The following is a 17,102-nucleotide window of genomic DNA, read 5'->3' as shown; positions in this document are numbered from 1 at the left end:
TATTGGTTTGCCGTCCGGGTGGCGATGGGTGCGGCGTGGACGGCGCAAGCGTGTGGTGCGAGTCTGGCGAATACGGTTGCGGCGCAACGAATGCCTCAGGCGGGCGTGACGCGCCAGATGCGGTAGGGCTGGTTCGGGTGCAGATGCACGCCTTGCTGCTTGCCGCGCCACACCGAGTGGTTGCCATCGATCAGGTCCTCCACCTGCAATGGCCCGTCGTCGGGCAGGCCGAATTCCCACATGGGGATCTCCAGCGTGACGTCGCGGGGTTGATGCGGGTCCAGGCTGATGGCGATCAGCAGGACGTTGTCGCGCGACGGCGTGGCCTTGGAGAAGAACAGCACCTGATCGTCCCAGGCGGTGTGCCAGCGCACGCCCAGATGCGTATGCAAGGCCGCATTGGCGCGGCGGATGGCGTTCAGGCGAGTGATCTCGGCGACGATATTGCCCGGCCGTTCGTAGTCCCAGGCACGGATCTCGTACTTCTCGGAATCGAGATATTCCTCCTTGCCCGGCACCGCGGCCGCTTCGCACAGTTCGAAGCCGTTATAGACGCCCCACAGGCCGGACAGGGTCGCGGCCAGGCCGGCGCGGATCAAAAAGCCGCCGCGGCCGGACTGCTGCAGGAAGCGCGGGTTGATGTCCGGCGTGTTGACGAAGAAGTGCGGACGGAAGAATTCCGCGGGCGGCCCCTGCGTCAGTTCGGTCAGGTAGTCGATGAATTCCTGCTTTTTCTCGCGCCAGGTGAAGTAGGTATAGGACTGGGTGAAGCCGACCTTGGCCAGGCGGTACATCATCTTGGGCCGCGTGAAGGCTTCCGACAGGAAGATCACATCGGGGTGACGGGCCTGCACGTCGCCTATCATCCATTGCCAGAAAGGCAGCGGCTTGGTGTGCGGATTGTCGACGCGGAATACCCGTACGCCCTGGCTGACCCAGTACAGCACCACATCGCGCAACGCGCGCCACAGCGGCGCCTGGCGCGAGGCGCCTGGCTTGGTGCCGTAGAAATCGACGTTGACGATGTCCTCGTATTTCTTGGGCGGGTTCTCGGCGTAGCGCAGCGAACCGTCGGGACGCCAGTCGAACCATTCAGGATGCGCTTTCAGCCACGGATGGTCGGGCGAGCACTGGATGGCGAAATCCAGCGCCAGCTCCAGGCCCTGCGCGCGCGCGGCCGCCACCAGTCGGCGGAAGTCCTCGGGCGTGCCCAGTTGCGGATGCAGCGCATCGTGGCCGCCTTCGGGCGCACCGATGGCATAGGGGCTGCCCGGGTCCTGCGGTCCGGCCTGCAGGCTGTTGTTGCGGCCCTTGCGATTGCTGCTGCCGATGGGGTGGATGGGCGGGAAGTACAGGGTATCGAAACCCATGGCGCGCACGCGCGGCAAGGCGGCGATGACGTCGTTGAAGGTGCCATGGCGTTGCGGATCCCCGCTCTGCGAGCGGGGAAAGATTTCATACCAGCTGGAGAAGACCGCTGCAGGCCGCTCCACGGTCACCGCGTATTCGACGGAAGTGGTCTCGAAGCGGCGGTCGTCGGCGTGGTGCATGGCGCGCGCCGTGCCCGCATCGAGCAAGACGGCGATCTGGTCGGGGGTGGGTGCGGGGAAGGCCGGCGGCGCATCGTCCTTCTCGGATTTCTTGCGGCCACGGCGCGGCTTTTCGGCAGGCGCCGCGCCCAGGGTGTGCAGGACTTGCCGCAGCACGGTGGCGCTTTCGGCTTCGCTGTCCGCCATGCGGTCCAGCGCGGCTTGCACAAGGCTGCGGCCTTCGGCTGTTTCCAGCGCGATATCGACACCGGCGCGGTATTTCTTTTCCAGGCCGTTGCGGAAGGTGGTCCAGATATCTTCCCAACCTTGCACGGCGTAGTAATGGCGGCCGATGCGGGCGGGCGAGAAAGTGGCGGTCCAACGGTCGTTGTTGGCCATCGTCATCGGCAGGCGCTGCCATTCCTTGTCGTCGGCGGCGCGCCACAGCAGGGCCACGGCAATGTATTCGTGGCCGTCGCAGAACACGTCGGCCTCGACGGTGATGGGTTGGCCCAGCACGCGCTTGATGGGAAAGGCGCCGTCGTCCACCGCCGGTGTCACGTGTTCGATGGCCAGGCGCGGCTGGCGCATGGCGGCGGTGACCGACAGGCGCGACTCGTCGGAGCCCGGCATGGTGACCGGCGGCAGGCGGCTGGCGCCCAGGCGCAGCATATCGCCGGGCGCCAGGGTGGCCGGCAGGTCCTGCGCAGGCCGGTCGGCGTCCCACATGTCGAGACGGCCATAACCTTCGGGCAGGCGGGCGCGGATGGCGTCCCAATCCGGTGTGGCGGACTGGTCGTCATCGGGATTCAGCACCACCAGGCGGGCATTGTTGCTATTGCGGCCGTTGCCGGCGACGGCGGTGGCCGCGCCGTCGCCGCGGAACAGCGCGGTGACGCCGGAGTGCGGGCCCTGCAGGCTGTGCAGCGGACCGCGCGCGGCAGCCGTACGTGCCAGCCATTGATTGGCGCGGCCGATGTCGATGTGCAGGTCAGGATCTCCCTGCGGATCTTCGCGCACGCCGCTGCCGTCGCGTTCCAGCGATTGCGTGGCGGCGTCCTCGAAGCCCATGGGCACGAATACGCCGTCGCCCACCACCGCTGCGGTCCATACGGCGCGCGCCGCATTGCGATAGCGGCCCGCGGGGTCGCTGCGCCAGGAAGCAACACGCTTGGCGTAGGGCGCTTCGACCGGGGCGATCACGGGCGCGATGGCGCGCAGGCGCGCGGTTTCTTCCAGCAGCCATTCGGCGCGGTAGTCCCACCAGGGGAAGGACGAGAACACGGCATCGAAGCCGGCACCCGCCAGCGGCGCCAGGTCCCAGGCAGCCACGCCGGGCGTCCAGGCCAGGAAGCGGCAGTCGGGCCGCACCGCGCGCACGCCCTGCATCAGATCACGCCAGTCCGCGGGCGCCAGTTGCGCCAGGCCTTCACAGCGGAAGCCGGCCACGCCGTTCTGTACCCACAGACCCAGGCGTTCGACCCAATGATCGACGAAGCCCGCGGGTGCGCGGCCCTGGTCGCGGCGCAGCGCCAGGGCATGGCGGTCTTCCCAGGGGCGGCGCGGATCGCGCAAGGCGTCGCCGCCCGCATCGTCATACCAGGCCGGATGGGCGCGCGCGGCGGCGCCGTCGATCGCTACCTTGTCCAGCGGCAGGTCCAGCATCAGCGCCAGGCCGTGCTTGCCGCACAGGCGCGCCAAGGTGGTGATGGCCGCGGCCATGTCCATCTCGCCCAGCGCGGGATTCAGGCTGTCGGGATCGGAGGGAACGTAGGGATTGCCGGCGGGATCGGGCGCCCAGAGGGGCGCCGTCATCAAGGTGTCGAAGCCGAGGGACTTGGCGCGTGCGCACCGGGCCTGCCAGTGGCTGAGGCTGTCCCCGGAGAGGGAGCCAACGTGCAAGGGATGGACATAATAAATACGCATGAGCAGGCCTGGGTTGACGTTGGCGTTGGATGAGGAAGGGTATGTGCGGGGCCGTCCGCGGCATCAGTCTCCGGCACCGACGGCCATTTGCACGGAAGACGCGCCGGTCAGGGCCTTGAGCGGGCGCGCGGCGGCGCTGACCTGGTCCAGCAGGCTGGGGCGTCCCTGCGCGGTAACCTCGACCGGCACCACGCTTTCGGCGGCCACGCGGGCCGGCTGGATGGAACGGTACAGCGTGATGTATAGCGGGGCCGCGCGCTCCCAACTGAAGTCGGCCGCCATGGCTTTGTGCTGCATGGCGCGCCAGATCTCGGGACGGCGGTACAAACCCAGCGTACGGGTGATGGCGCCGGCCATGGCGTCGACGGTTTCACCGTCGAACAGGACGCCGGTGGCGCTGCGCATGGCGTCGCGGCCGACGCTGGCGCCCATGTCGGAGATGGTGTCGGCCATGCCGCCCACGCGCGAGCCGATGGGGATGGTGCCGTAACGCATGGCATACAGCGGCGTCAGGCCGAAGGGCTCGAAGCGGCTGCCATGCAGCAGCATGTCACCGCCGGCGTGCAGCTTGTGCGCAGTGTCTTCATCGAAGCCGACCCGCACGCCGCAACGGCCGGGGTAGCGATGGGGCAAGCGCTGGAACTCCTGTTCCAGCACCCGTTCGCCCTGGCCCAGCACGGCCACCTGCAGATCAGGATGGTCGTCCAGGGCGCGTTGCACGGCAAGCAGCGCCACATCGGCCATCTTTTGATGGGTCAGGCGGCTGCCCATGACCAGCAGGGGCGCATCCGCATCCAGGGTCAGGCCGAAGCGGCGCTGCAGGTCGCGCTTGTTGCGCGCCTTGTTGGCCATGTCGCTGGCGCTGAAACGATAGATGCCCAGGTGCGGATCGTGGGCCGGATCCCATTCGCGCGCGTCGATGCCATTGGGCACCGGCAGCAGTTCATGTTGGCGCGACGCGAGCAGGCCTTGCAGTCCGCAGCCAAAACGTTCGGTAAGAATTTCACGGGCGTAGGTATAGCTGACCGTCGTGATGCGGTCCGCGTAGCGCAGGCCCGCTTTCATGAAACTGAGCTTGCCCCAGAATTCGGCGGCGTCCCACGTCAGGTACTTCTTCGGTACGCCCAGCGCCTCGGCCCATTCCATGTCGTACACGCCCTGGAAGGCCATGTTGTGGATGGTGAGCACGCTCTTGACGTCGTGCAGGCCGGCTTCACGCAGCAGCAGGGGCACCAGGCCGGCGTGCCAGTCGTGTGCATGGACGACGTCGGGGCGTTCGGTGTAACCGCGGCCGGCCGCGATCCGCACGGCGGCATGAGCCAGGGCACCGAAGCGCAAGGGGTTGTCGGCGTATTCGCGGCCGTTGGCATCGACGTAAAGGTGGTCGCGGTCGTACAAGGCATCGTTTTGCAGCAGCAGCACGGGCACCCCGCCCAAGGCCGCGCAGGGGGCCTTGAACAGACGGGCCGGGCCGCCGGGCAAGTCATCGAACCGGGCAATTTCGTGGGCATGAGGCAACTGCTCCAGCACACCGCGATACGCGGGCATCAAGATCTGGATCGAAGCGCCCGGCGCGGAATGCAACGCGCGGGCCATGCCGCTGACGGCGTCCCCTAAACCGCCAGTCTTGGCGAGAGGAAAAGCTTCCGACGTTACAGCCAAAATTTTGATCGACACGATACCTGCTCCAGGGGCGACGACTAAGGTGGGGACAGATTGAAAATCCGGGGAGGCTGGCTGCGTGTCACCGCGGTCCCGCATGTTGCGGCGCAAGGAAAGCGGTGACATGACAATTTCTACGCCGAATGTTTCGGTTTGGATATCGGCCAACCTCGGAATTTTGTTTATTGAGCAAACACCGTGCCCGGGGTTCCTCATAGAGGGGACAGTGGTAGCGTTGAGTAAGCAACGAATTGATTGGTTACCAAATTTCCGCAGTGCAATATCGGGGCCGCATGGGCGAAGGCGTGGTAATTGCTTCCTGTTGACCTCGGCGCCTGCCGGGGTTTGGCGTTCTCTCGCAGCCCCCCTTTGGAGCCGTTTTTCGCCGCCCTCTAGCAAGCTCTCCTGGGAGTTCGTTTTTCGATGGAATTGATCGTCGCTCGTCCTGAAGGCCTTTACTGCCCGCCCGGGGATTTCCATATCGATCCGTGGCGGCCTGTCGACCGGGCGGTGATCACCCATGCGCATTCGGACCATGCGCGTTCCGGCAGCCGGCATTACATGGCGGCGCGTGGGGGCGAAGCGGTGTTGCGGGGGCGCTTGGGCGATATCGACCTGCAGGTCCTGGACTATGGCCAGGCGGTGACCCACAACGGGGTGCGCATCAGCCTGCATCCGGCCGGGCATGTGCTGGGCTCGGCCCAGGTGCGGGTCGAGTACCAGGGTGAGGTGTGGGTGGCTTCCGGGGACTACAAGCTGGGGGACGATCCCACCTGCGCGCCTTTCGAACCGGTGCCTTGCGAGGTGTTCATCACGGAGTCGACGTTCGGTCTGCCCATTTATCGTTGGGAGTCCGGGGACGAGCTGGCGCGCCAGATCAATGCGTGGTGGGCCGCCAATGCGGCGGCCGGGCTGGTTTCGGTGCTTTATTGCTATGCCTTCGGCAAGGCCCAGCGCGTGTTGTGCGGCCTGGATACGGGCATCGGGCCCATCGTGGTGCACGGGGCGGTGGAAAACGTCAATCGTGGGTATCGGGCGGCAGGGGTGGCCTTGCCGCCGGTATTGCGGGTGGACGAAGCGCAGGCGGACAAGGCGGCATTGCGGCGGGCCCTGGTGCTGGCGCCGCCGTCTTCGCGGGGCACGAGCTGGACGCGCCGCTTTGGCGACCATGTGGATGGCTTCGCCAGCGGATGGATGCAGGTGCGCGGGGCGCGGCGCCGGCGCGGCGTGGATCGAGGGTTCGTGCTGTCCGACCATGCGGATTGGCCGGGCCTGCAGACCGCCATCGGCGCCTGCGGGGCCAGCCGGGTGATCGTGACGCACGGGCAGGTGCCGGTGCTGGTGCGGTGGCTCAATGAGGCGGGTATCGCGGCGCAATCTTTCGAGACGGCGTATGGGGATGAAGAGGATGAGAAGGCAGGCGTGCCGGAGGATGCGCAATGAAAGCCTTCGCCGATCTTTACGCGCGGCTGGACGCGACTACCTCCAGCAATGCCAAGCTGGCCGCCATGTGCGACTACTTCCGCGCGGCGCCGCCGGCGGATGCGGCCTGGGCGGCTTACTTCCTGGCGGGCGGCAAGCCGCGCCAGCTAGTGCCGGTGAAGCTGCTGCGGCAGTACGTCATGGCGGCGTCCGGCATCACGGAATGGCTTTATGAAGAGTGCTACCAGGCCGTCGGCGATATGGCGGAAACGCTGTCGCTGCTATTGCCTGAACCGGGCGAACCGGATGATGCCGGCCTGGCGCAGTGGGTGGAAGAACGCCTGCTGCCTTTGCGTGGACGGCCACCGGAGGAAGTGCTGGCGCGCCTTGCCGCGCTGTTCGACTGCCTGGACGTGCATGGGCGCTTCGTTTGCGCGAAGTTGATCACCGGCAGCATGCGCGTGGGGGTGTCGAAGCTGCTGCTGACGCGGGCCTTGGCCACCGTGGCGGAGATTGACGCCGCGCATATGGCGCAACGCCTGATCGGTTACACGGATATCGGCGCGCGGCCTGCGCCACAGGCTTACCTGGATCTGCTGGCGCCGGTGTCTTTCGATGCCGAGGCGCGCGCGGACGGGCAGCCTTATCCGTTTTTCCTGGCGCATCCGCTGGCGGCGCCGCTGGAGCGCTTGCCGACCCAGCTGGGACCGACCAGCGATTGGCTGGTGGAGTGGAAATGGGATGGCATTCGTGCGCAGGTGGTACGGCGGGCAGGGCAGACGTGGGTGTGGTCGCGCGGCGAGGAGCTGGTGAGCGAACGTTTTCCGGAATTGCTGCGGCTGGGTGAGTTGATGTCCGATGGGACGGTGCTGGACGGCGAGATCGTGGTCTGGCGCGAAGGCCGGGTACAGCCTTTCGCGCAACTGCAGCGCCGGCTGGGCCGCAAGAATGTGGGCGCGCGCTTGCTGGCGGATGCGCCTGTGGTGTTGCTGGCCTACGACCTGCTGGAACTGGAAGGGGTAGACATGCGCGGCCAGCCCCAGGCCACGCGCCGCGCGGCGCTGGAACGATTGGCCGGTCAGGTCGCGGATCGGTCGGGTGCGGAAGGGCTGCAGGGACGCGGTTCGATTGCGGACGGGAAGCCGGCGAATGGGCCGGATGCGGACACGGCGCACCCTGCGTCGTCTTTTTTGGTCCTGTCGCCGCTGCTGCGCGGCGATGACTGGGCGGCGTTGGATGCGCAGCGTGCCGAGTCGCGCGCCCTGGGCGTGGAGGGGATGATGCTGAAGGCGGCCAGTTCGACCTATGGCGTGGGGCGGACGCGCGAGACGGGCATCTGGTGGAAGTGGAAGGTCGATCCCTATTCGATCGATGCGGTGTTGATTTATGCGCAACGTGGCCATGGGCGCCGTGCCAGCCTATATACGGATTACACCTTTGCCGTGTGGGACGGCCCGCCGCAATCTCCCGAGCGCCGTCTCGTGCCTTTTGCCAAGGCCTATTCCGGCCTCAGCGACCAGGAGATCCGCGCCGTCGATGCCATCGTGCGCAAGACCACCATCGAGAAATTCGGCCCGGTGCGCAGTGTCGAACCGAGCCAGGTTTTCGAATTGGGATTCGAGGGTATCGCGCGCAGCACCCGCCACAAGAGCGGCGTCGCCGTCCGCTTTCCGCGCATGCTGCGCTGGCGCCAGGACAAGGGCGTCGCCGACGCCGACACCTTGCAGACCTTGGCGGAGTTGTTGCCGTCATGATGGAATGGCCCGACAGGATGGGAAAAAAGGCCGAGTCCGCCCGCGGGGACAAAGGCGCCACGTCGCCAGTCGACACCGTCGGCGTTGGAGAGGCTGCCAAATCTTCAGTCGTTATTGCCCCCCGGGGCAATAACATCAATTCCCCATCTCAAAAGAAGGAAACCGCCAAGCGCCCCGCGCGCAAGAAGGCGGCGGAGCCTGTCGCTCGCAATGTCGCGTGGATGAAGCGGCAAGGGTGGCGGCCCTTCGATTTCCAGTACGAGATCTGGGACGCCATGGCGCGGGGCGAAAGCGGGCTGTTGCATGCGACGACGGGAGCAGGAAAGACCTATGCCGTCTGGCTGGGCGCGTTGGCGGCCTATGCCCCCACGGCATCCTTGGCATCCACGGCATCCACGGCATCCACGGCGGCCGGGGCCGCCAGTGCGACCGGCGCCACCGCTGCGCCTGCTACGAAGGCCGCGTCACGCACAAGCCGTGCTGCGAAGAAAGCACCGCCACTGACCGTGCTGTGGCTGACCCCCATGCGCGCACTGGCGGCGGATACCGCGCAGGCCTTGATCCGGCCATTGGCGGATCTGGAGTGCCCGTGGACCGTAGGCGTACGCACCGGCGATACGACCAGCGCGGTCCGTGCCGCGCAAGACCGTACCCTGCCTACGGCCCTGGTCACCACCCCTGAAAGCCTGTCCCTGCTGCTGGCCCGCGCCAACGCCCGCGAACTACTGAGCCACGTCCGCGCCGTCATCGTCGACGAATGGCATGAACTGCTAGGCAACAAGCGCGGCGTCCAGACCCAACTCGCCCTGGCCCGCCTGCGCCGCTGGAACCCGGACCTCTGCACATGGGGACTGTCAGCGACGCTCGGCAATCCCCGAGTAGCTCTGGACGTCCTGTTAGGCGAATCCGCCGCCCTCGACATCGCCGGCGCCCCCCCAGGCCCCGGCGCCCCCTCAGGCCCCGGCGCGGCCGTCACCGCCGCCCGCGCCTCCGCGCCCGTCCCCGCAGGGGCGGAGCCCGTGGCGGTCGCAGCGCCGCGGGCTCCGCCAGGCCGCCTGGTACGCGGGGCCTTGCCCAAGAAACTCATCATCGATACGGTGCTGCCGCCGGACCCGCTGCGTTTCCCGTGGGCGGGCCACCTGGGCATGTCCATGTTGCCGACGGTATGCGCCGAAATCGAGGCCAGCGCGACGACGCTGGTGTTCGTCAACACCCGTGCGCAAGCAGAACTCTGGTACCAGGCCTTGCTGGAAGCGCGGCCGGACTGGGCCGGGCTGCTGGCCCTGCATCACGGCTCGCTGGACAGCCAGACGCGCGAATGGGTCGAAGCCGGCCTCAAGCGGGGCCAGCTCAAGGCCGTAGTCTGCACGTCCAGCCTGGACCTGGGCGTAGACTTCCTGCCGGTCGAACGCGTGCTGCAAATAGGATCGCCCAAAGGCGTGGCCCGCCTGCTGCAACGTGCCGGCCGTTCCGGCCACGCGCCCGGCCGCCCCTCGCGCGTCACGCTGGTGCCCACCCACAGCCTTGAACTCGTCGAAGCCTGCGCGGCTCGCGCCGCCGCGCAAGCCGGCCATATCGAATCGCGCGACCCGCCAGAACGCCCGCTGGACGTGCTGGTGCAGCACCTGGTGACCATCGCGCTGGGCGGCGGCTTCACCGCCGACGATCTCTACGCCGAGGTCCGGTGCACGCATGCCTACCGCCATCTATTCCCCGACGAATGGCAATGGGCCCTGGACTTCGTCGCCAGCGGCGGCCGCTCGTTGGGCGCGTACCCGGACTACCGGCGCATCGCGCAGGACGAACAAGGCGTCTGGCGCGTGCCGGACGCCCGCCTGGCGCGCCGGCATCGCATGAGCATAGGCACCATCGTCGCCGACGCCACCATGCAAGTGCGCTACTGGTCCGGTCGGGGCGGCGGCGCCCGGCTCGGCACCGTGGAGGAGGGCTTCATCGCGCGCCTGCGTCCCGGCGACTGTTTCCTGTTCGCGGGCCGCCTGCTGGAACTGGTGCGCGTGCATGAAATGACGGCCTTCGTGCGGCGTGCCCAGGGCCGCCGGGCCGCGGTGCCGCGCTGGAACGGCGGGCGCATGCCCCTGTCCAGCGAACTGGCCGATGCCGTGGTCGAACAGTTTTCACTGGCGGCGCATGGCCGCTACGAAACCCCCGAACTGGCCCGCGCCGAGCCCATGTTGGCGCTGCAGGCGCGCTGGTCGGCACTGCCGCAGCCGGGCTTGCTGCTGGCCGAGACGCTGCACTCGCGTGAGGGTTGGCATCTGTTCCTGTACCCCTTCGGCGGCCGCCACGTGCACCTGGGCGTCGCCAGCCTGATCGCCTGGCGCGTGGCCCGACGCGCGCCGGCGACGTTCACACTGGCGGTCAACGACTATGGGCTGGAGTTGCTTTGTCCGGAACAGCAGGACTGGCCGACGCTATTCGAAGATGCGTCCTTGGGACTGCTGGAAGAGGGTGACTTGCTGGAAGATGTGCTGGCCAGCCTGAACGCCGCCGAACTGGCGCAGCGGCGCTTTCGCGAAATCGCGCGCGTGTCGGGGCTGGTGTTCCAGGGCTTTCCCGGCGCCCACAAGAGCGCGCGGCAACTGCAGGCCTCGTCCAGCCTGTTCTACCAGGTCTTTCGGGAATACGATCCGCGCAATATGCTGCTGACGCAGGCCGAACGGGAAGTGCTGGCGCAGGAGCTTGAATTGGGACGCTTGCGCCGGGTGCTGGCGCGTATGCGCGCCAGCCGCCCGCAATGGCAGCCGCTGGCGCGCGCCACGCCGCTGTCTTTTCCCCTGATGGTGGAGCGCCTGCGGGAGAAACTGTCGAGCGAAAAACTGGCCGATCGCGTGGCCCGCATGCTGGCGGACCTGGAGAAAGCGGCCGACGCGCCGCCCAAGGCCGCAACCAGAAGGAGCAGCAATGCCCGACGCAAGGCATGAATGGCAGGCAGAATTCGCAGGCTTGGCGCATGCCAGCGCGCGGTCGCCCGACGCTGCCCGCGGCGCAGGCAATACCCACGCCGCGGGCGGCGAGGACGGCGCACTGACGCACGCGACAGCCGTCGATGTGAAGGGCGAGCGGGTATATCTGCTGCCGCAGCGGGCGATCTGGTGGCCGGCACAACAGGCTCTCCTGCTGGCCGATCCGCACTTCGGCAAGGCGGCCGCCTATCGGTCGCTGGGGCAGCCCGTACCGAAGGGAACGACCGCCGCGACCCTGGCGCGCCTGGACACCTTGCTGTCCACGCTGCCGGTGCGCCTGTGCGTGGTCCTGGGCGACTTCCTGCACGCGCGTGCCGCACGCGCCCCGGCCACGCTGGCAGCCCTGCAGTCCTGGCGCGATCGGCATCCGCAACTGCACGGGGTGCTCGTACGCGGCAACCACGACAGCCATGCTGGAGATCCGCCGGCGGAACTGGGCTTCGACGTGGTGGACGAGCCGTACCGGCTAGGGCCCTTCGATTGCCGCCACCATCCACCGGTGCCCGGCACGATCGCCGCGGGCCGATATGCCTGGGCGGGCCATCTGCACCCGTCCCACATCCTGCGCGGCCGTGGCCGCGACAGTGTGCGTCTACCGTGTTTCGTGCTGGATGAGGATCACGGCATACTGCCCGCGTTCGGCGCTTTCACCGGCACCTGGCCCGTCGAAGCCCGTGTGGGACGAAGGATATACGTCATGGCCGAAGACCGGGTCCTGGCCGCACCGAACCGTTAACCGTCGCAATCCGCCCAACAGTTAGGCGTTTCATACAAACGCACCCGCGTCAGCCTCAGATCCAGTCCGTAATGGCTGTGATAGTGCGGCGACAGGGTATCGAAGGCGATGCGCGCCAGGTTCTCCACCGTGGGAATGCGATCCAGCACGACGGTCTTGTGCCCCGGCAGGCTCTGCAGGAAATTCAGCACGGCCTGGTCGCCGGCATACACCAGGAACGCGTGGTCCCAGCGCTCGACCAGTTCCTGGTTGGCGATGGCCTTGATTTCGGAGAAGTCCATCAGCATGCCGTTGTCGGAACTGCCCGGCGTGTTGACGATGTCGCCCTGGAGCGTCACCTCCAGCACATAGCGGTGGCCATGCATATTGCGGCATTGGCTGCGATGGTCGGGGATGCGGTGGCCGGCATCGAACTCCAGCCTGCGAGTGACGGAAATCATGCCAGGCTCCTGGCCTGGAGGGCGGTAATCATGGAATGCCTATGTACTTGTGGGTCTGCAGGCTGAGGCGCCATTGCGGATGCTGGGTGCAGTACTGCACGGCGCGCTCGGTATTGGCGACCCGTTGCGGGCCGTCCATGGGCTGCAGGAAAAAATGCTCGAAATCCAGGCCGGCAAAGGACTCCGGCGGTGCGTCGAGTTGCGGATAGACCAGCTTCAGTTCATTGCCCGCCCGCAGTGCCACCGGCGCGGTGCCCTTGGGACTGACGCAGATCCAGTCGATGCCGGGCGGCGGCAGCAGCGTGCCATTGGTCTCGATGGCGATCTCGAAACCTTGCGCATGGACGGCGTCGAGCAAGGCGGTATCGATCTGCAGCAGGGGTTCGCCGCCCGTGAACACGACATAACGCCGCGCGCGGTCAGGTCCCCAGGTGGCGGCCAGGGTCTCGGCCAAGGCCTGCGCGGTGGTGAACTTGCCGCCGCCGGGCCCGTCGGTACCCACGAAATCGGTGTCGCAGAAGGTACAGGCGGCACTGGCGCGGTCGCTTTCGCGGCCCGACCACAGGTTGCAGCCGGCGAAACGGCAGAACACCGCGGCCCGGCCGGCCTGGGCGCCTTCGCCCTGCAGGGTCTTGAAAATCTCTTTGGCGGCGTAAGTCATGGGTGGAGCGGGAAAAACGGAGCGAACCGAGCATTTTAGCAACTTGGCCGCTTTTCAGAAAACTCCCATTCTGCGATGCCCGGATCCTGGCGAATATCTGCCGCGATGCGCATCAGTGCACGACGGCAAGAATCAACGCGCGTCGATGTCGACGGCGGTACCGAAGGTGAACGTAGAGTGATGAATAAAAAGCGGCGCAAGCTGGATCTTGCCGGTACGGCGTGGGATGTCGTCGTTGTCGGTTCCGGGCCGGCGGGATGCGCCACTGCCATTACGCTGGCCAGGTTCGGCCAGCGTGTGTTGCTGGTGGAAAAGCGCGCGTCCGCCAGTGTGAAGTTGCATGTCCCGCTGGGTGAGTCGCTGCACCCGGCATCGGTCGGGCTGGCCGAGCATTTCCTGGCGAATCCCGGAAATCCCACCGGACAGCTGGCCGGCAGTTTCCGTACGGCCGGCAACGCGTCGCTGTCGGCCGGTGGGCAGCTCGATATCGCTGATTTTTCCTTCACTTCGGCCGGTCATGGCCTGTGCGTGGATCGCCTGGCTTTCGACGAAGCGCTGCGCATGAATGCGGTCGCCGCCGGTGCCACGCTGCATCGCGGGGTCGACTTTCTATCCTGTGCCCGCGTGACGGACGGTTCATTGAATTGGCGGATGACGTTCAAAACGCCAGGGGGCATCTTGCAGGCGTGCGCCCGTTATCTCGTCGACTGTTCCGGCCGGCAGGCCGTGGTCGCGCGTGCACTGGAAACTCCCGCGCTGCGCAATGAAGACAGGCTGTTCGCCTGCGCGCAATGGTTTTCTTGCACCGGTGGCGACGATGACCGCTACACCCGGGTGGAAGCGGCACCCGATGGCTGGTGGTACAGCAATCGCCTGCCGGCCACGGCCCGCCGCGGCAGCTCGCGTGTTGTGGTTTTTCATTCCGACGAGGATCTGCCGGCGGGCAGGCAGGCCGCAACGCCGTCAGGCTTCGATCGATTGCTGCAAGGTTCGCGCCATATCGGGCCTTTGCTCAGCGTCAAGGGCTATCGCCCCTGTGGCGTCATCCGGGGTGCGCCGGCCCACAGCCAGCGGCTGCAGGACTTCTGCGGCGACGCCTGGATGGCGGTGGGCGACGCGGCCCAGGCCCATGACCCGCTGTCATCGCAAGGCATGGCAAAAGCCCTGAGAACGGCCAGCCACGCCGGCCACATGATTCACTATGCCTTGACCGCCTGGCTGGCGGGAACGAAGACATTGGGCCTGGGCAATACCTTCATCGCCGAGTACGACGAGCAACAACGCCAGCTGTGGGCGGAATATGAGTCGCAACGGGGCTTCTATTATCACGCGCAGCCGCATTGGAGCGACCACCCGTTCTGGCAACGCCGGCGCCAGCGGTTCCGGCAAGACGAGGGCGAGGGCGAAGCCCCGGCCACCGCTGTCACCCTGGAAAAAATGCAAACCTGACGACGAACAGCGCCGCTACCAGCCAGGTGGCGGCGTGGATCTCCCGGGCCCGGCCGGTCAGCGTCTTCAGCACCACATAACTGATGAAGCCGAAGGCCAGGCCGTTGGCGATGGAGTAGGTGAAGGGCATGACCAGGGCGGTCAAGGCGGCCGGCGTGGCTTCGGCCACGTCGTTCCAGTTGACCTCGATCAGTTCGCGCATCATCAGGCCCGCCACGTACAGCAGGGCGGGCGCGGTGGCATAGGGCGGCACCGAACTGGCCAGCGGCGAGATGAACAGCGCCGCCAGGAACAGCAGGCCGATCACCAGCGCGGTCATGCCCGTGCGGCCGCCGGCCTGCACGCCCGAAGCGCTTTCCACATAGGCGGTGGTGCTGCTGGTGCCCAGCATCGAGCCGGCGACGATGGCCGCGCTGTCGGCGAAGAGTGCCTGGCCAAGCCGGTTGGGCTTGCCTTCGGGCACCAGTCCGGCACGTTTGGCCACGCCTATCAGGGTGCCGGTGGCGTCGAAGACCTCGACCAGCACGAAAACCAGGATGACGTGGAACAGGCCGCCATGCAGTGCGCCGCGGATATCCAGCTGCATCAGCGTGGGCGCCAGGCTGGGCGGGGCGGAGAAAATACCTTTGAATTCGTTGTAGCCCAGCAGCATGGACAACACCGTCACCACCAGGATGCCGATGAGAATGGCGCCCCGGACCCGCAGCGCATCCAGGGCGGCGATGATGAAAAAACCCAGGATGGCGAACAGCGGGCCGGGCGCGCGCAGGTCGCCCAGCGTGACCTTGGTGGCCGGGTGGGCCACCACGATGCCGGAATTCGACAGGGCGATGATGGCCAGGAACAGGCCGATACCGGCGGCAATGGCGCTGCGCAGGGAATTGGGAATACCCCGCACCAGCCATGCGCGGATGCCGGTGACCGTCAGGATCAGGAAGATGACGCCGGAGATGAACACCGCGCCCAAGGCTTGCTGCCAGCTGAATCCCATGGTCTTGACCACGGTGAACGCGAAAAAGGCATTGAGTCCCATGCCGGGCGCCAGGCCGATGGGCCAGTTGGCCAGCAGTGCCATGACCAGGGTGCCCAGGGCCGCGGCAAGACATGTGGCCACGAAAATCGCGTCGCGATCCATGCCCGTGGTGGAAAGAATGGTGGGGTTGACGAAGATGATGTAGGACATCGTCAGGAAGGTCGTCAGCCCGGCAACGGCTTCCGTGCGTGCATTGCTGCCATGCTCGCGCAGGCCAAACAGTCTCTCCAGCATGTCTTCTCCTTCCGTGGTTCGCTCGTGTCCCGGTGCCATGCACCTTGGTTTTTGTCCTTGCGGCGGGCCGGGATGGTACGAGCCTTCCCGGGCCCCCGCAAGTTAAACTCCCGCCATCATGATAATTCTTGGCTTTGAAAGCTCCTGCGACGAGACCGGCGTGGCGGTGGTCGACACCCGGCGTGGTTTGCTCGCGCACGCCTTGCACACACAGATCGCCATGCACCAGGCCTATGGCGGGGTGGTGCCCGAACTCGCGTCGCGCGATCACGTGCGGCGCGTGCTGCCGCTTACCCGCAAGGTCCTGGCCGATGCGGGCCTGACCGTCGCCGACGTCGAGGCGGTGGCCTACACCGCCGGTCCCGGCCTGGCCGGCGCGCTGCTGGTGGGTGCCAGCGTGGCCCAGGCCTTTGCCTGGGCGCGCGACCTGCCGGCGATTCCCATTCATCACCTGGAAGGGCATCTGCTGTCGCCCCTGCTGGCCGATCCGCGTCCCGAGTTTCCTTTCGTGGCGCTGCTGGTGTCGGGCGGCCATACGCAGTTGATGCGAGTCGACGGCGTCGGTCGCTACGAACTGCTGGGCGAGACGCTGGACGACGCCGCCGGCGAGGCCTTCGACAAATCGGCCAAGCTGCTGGGCCTGGGCTATCCGGGCGGACCAGCCCTGGCCGCCATGGCGGAGCGGGGCGATGCCAGCCGCTTCGAGTTGCCGCGCCCCATGTTGCACAGCGGCGATCTGGATTTCAGCTTCAGCGGGCTGAAGACGGCGGTGCTGACGCGGGTGAAGGCCGCCGAGAAAGACGGTGGCACCCTGGACGAACAGGCGCGCGCCGACCTGTCGGCGGCCACGCAGGCCGCCATCGTGGATGTGCTGGCGGCCAAGGCGGAGAAAGCCCTGAAGCAGACGGGCTTGAAGCGGCTGGTGGTGGCGGGCGGGGTAGGGGCCAACAAGCGCCTGCGGGCACGCCTGGCACAGTCGCTGCCGCGCCTGAAGGCGCAGGCTTATTTCCCGCCGTTGGAGCTATGCACCGACAACGGCGCCATGATTGCTTTCGCCGCCAGCGAACGGGTCAAGGCAGGCCTGGCCACGCTGCGGCGCGACGAACATGCGTTCACGGTACGGCCACGGTGGGATCTGGCGGACGTCTCCGCAGCCTGATGCGAGGCAGCGCTGATGCGCCGGTGCCGGATGCGCTGGCGTCGGCTGCACGGCTGCTCGATGCACGGCTGCTCGATGCGCTAACGTCGCTGCGATGCCGTCAGCGGCGCCGA

11 protein-coding genes are annotated in these 17,102 nt (G+C 67.0%); 6 read left to right on the top strand and 5 right to left on the bottom strand.

Going from position 1 to position 17,102, the window contains the following annotated elements; translation table 11 throughout:
* Positions 1-95: 95 nt before the first annotated feature.
* Positions 96-3,455, bottom strand: coding sequence for a maltotransferase domain-containing protein (locus tag CEY05_RS04495; protein ID WP_088596145.1), 3,360 nt, complete (start codon positions 3,453-3,455; stop codon positions 96-98).
* Positions 3,456-3,518: 63 nt separating this feature from the next.
* Positions 3,519-5,135, bottom strand: a complete 1,617-nt coding sequence (gene glgA, locus CEY05_RS04490) for a glycogen synthase GlgA (protein WP_369825891.1) — start codon at positions 5,133-5,135, stop codon at positions 3,519-3,521.
* A 405-nt stretch (positions 5,136-5,540) separates the two neighbouring features.
* Between glgA and CEY05_RS04485 the strand changes: the two genes are divergently transcribed.
* The 4 genes from CEY05_RS04485 (at position 5,541) to pdeM (ending at position 12,013) form a co-directional block, all read left to right on the top strand.
* Entirely contained in the window at positions 5,541-6,560 is a 1,020-nt protein-coding gene (locus CEY05_RS04485) for a ligase-associated DNA damage response exonuclease (RefSeq protein ID WP_088596144.1), read from the top strand.
* Positions 6,557-8,293 (top strand): ATP-dependent DNA ligase, encoded by a 1,737-nt coding sequence (locus CEY05_RS04480; RefSeq protein ID WP_088596143.1) that lies wholly within the window; start codon positions 6,557-6,559, stop codon positions 8,291-8,293. Before CEY05_RS04485 ends, CEY05_RS04480 begins: the two co-directional genes overlap by 4 nt.
* Before the next feature lie 221 nt (positions 8,294-8,514).
* Positions 8,515-11,235 carry a ligase-associated DNA damage response DEXH box helicase gene (locus CEY05_RS04475; protein WP_198952671.1) on the top strand — a complete coding sequence of 907 codons (2,721 nt, stop codon included), beginning with the start codon at positions 8,515-8,517 and terminating at the stop codon, positions 11,233-11,235.
* Complete coding sequence (gene pdeM / locus CEY05_RS04470; RefSeq protein WP_088596141.1) at positions 11,216-12,013, top strand: ligase-associated DNA damage response endonuclease PdeM; 798 nt, start codon at positions 11,216-11,218, stop codon at positions 12,011-12,013. The genes CEY05_RS04475 and pdeM overlap by 20 nt, the downstream gene beginning before the upstream one ends.
* Here pdeM and queD read toward each other — a convergent pair.
* The gene (queD, locus tag CEY05_RS04465; protein WP_088596140.1) at positions 12,010-12,453 is read right to left on the bottom strand and encodes a 6-carboxytetrahydropterin synthase QueD; all 444 of its coding nucleotides are present in this window, start codon (positions 12,451-12,453) and stop codon (positions 12,010-12,012) included. The two genes, pdeM and queD, sit on opposite strands and share 4 nt — an antisense overlap.
* Before the next feature lie 28 nt (positions 12,454-12,481).
* Positions 12,482-13,114 carry a 7-carboxy-7-deazaguanine synthase gene (gene queE, locus CEY05_RS04460; RefSeq protein WP_088596139.1) on the bottom strand — a complete coding sequence of 211 codons (633 nt, stop codon included), beginning with the start codon at positions 13,112-13,114 and terminating at the stop codon, positions 12,482-12,484.
* A 180-nt stretch (positions 13,115-13,294) separates the two neighbouring features.
* Here queE and CEY05_RS04455 point away from each other — a divergent pair, with 180 nt between their 5' ends.
* On the top strand, positions 13,295-14,563 hold the full coding sequence (locus CEY05_RS04455) for an NAD(P)/FAD-dependent oxidoreductase (RefSeq protein ID WP_088596138.1): 1,269 nt from the start codon (positions 13,295-13,297) through the stop codon (positions 14,561-14,563).
* On the opposite strand, the gene CEY05_RS04450 is transcribed toward CEY05_RS04455, so the two are convergent.
* Positions 14,538-15,830 (bottom strand): NCS2 family permease, encoded by a 1,293-nt coding sequence (locus tag CEY05_RS04450; RefSeq protein WP_088596137.1) that lies wholly within the window; start codon positions 15,828-15,830, stop codon positions 14,538-14,540. The genes CEY05_RS04455 and CEY05_RS04450 overlap by 26 nt on opposite strands.
* A gap of 118 nt (positions 15,831-15,948) precedes the next feature.
* Between CEY05_RS04450 and tsaD the strand changes: the two genes are divergently transcribed.
* Positions 15,949-16,989 (top strand): tRNA (adenosine(37)-N6)-threonylcarbamoyltransferase complex transferase subunit TsaD, encoded by a 1,041-nt coding sequence (gene tsaD, locus CEY05_RS04445; protein ID WP_088596136.1) that lies wholly within the window; start codon positions 15,949-15,951, stop codon positions 16,987-16,989.
* Positions 16,990-17,102: the final 113 nt, after the last annotated feature.

It is taken from the genome of Achromobacter sp. HZ34, assembly GCF_002209485.1.
Classification (GTDB): Bacteria; Pseudomonadota; Gammaproteobacteria; order Burkholderiales; family Burkholderiaceae_B; genus Bordetella_C.
This window is presented reverse-complemented; position numbering and strand designations above follow the sequence as displayed.

What these genes read in the sequence shown, in the direction of transcription:
- CEY05_RS04455 (WP_088596138.1), top strand. Translation starts at nt 13,295, where the DNA reads ATGAATAAAAAGCGGCGCAAGCTGGATCTTGCCGGTACGGCGTGGGAT.
- CEY05_RS04480 (WP_088596143.1), top strand. Translation starts at nt 6,557, where the DNA reads ATGAAAGCCTTCGCCGATCTTTACGCGCGGCTGGACGCGACTACCTCC.
- tsaD (WP_088596136.1), top strand. Translation starts at nt 15,949, where the DNA reads ATGATAATTCTTGGCTTTGAAAGCTCCTGCGACGAGACCGGCGTGGCG.
- CEY05_RS04495 (WP_088596145.1), bottom strand. Translation starts at nt 3,455, where the DNA reads ATGCGTATTTATTATGTCCATCCCTTGCACGTTGGCTCCCTCTCCGGG.
- pdeM (WP_088596141.1), top strand. Translation starts at nt 11,216, where the DNA reads ATGCCCGACGCAAGGCATGAATGGCAGGCAGAATTCGCAGGCTTGGCG.
- CEY05_RS04450 (WP_088596137.1), bottom strand. Translation starts at nt 15,830, where the DNA reads ATGCTGGAGAGACTGTTTGGCCTGCGCGAGCATGGCAGCAATGCACGC.
- queE (WP_088596139.1), bottom strand. Translation starts at nt 13,114, where the DNA reads ATGACTTACGCCGCCAAAGAGATTTTCAAGACCCTGCAGGGCGAAGGC.
- CEY05_RS04475 (WP_198952671.1), top strand. Translation starts at nt 8,515, where the DNA reads ATGAAGCGGCAAGGGTGGCGGCCCTTCGATTTCCAGTACGAGATCTGG.
- CEY05_RS04485 (WP_088596144.1), top strand. Translation starts at nt 5,541, where the DNA reads ATGGAATTGATCGTCGCTCGTCCTGAAGGCCTTTACTGCCCGCCCGGG.
- queD (WP_088596140.1), bottom strand. Translation starts at nt 12,453, where the DNA reads ATGATTTCCGTCACTCGCAGGCTGGAGTTCGATGCCGGCCACCGCATC.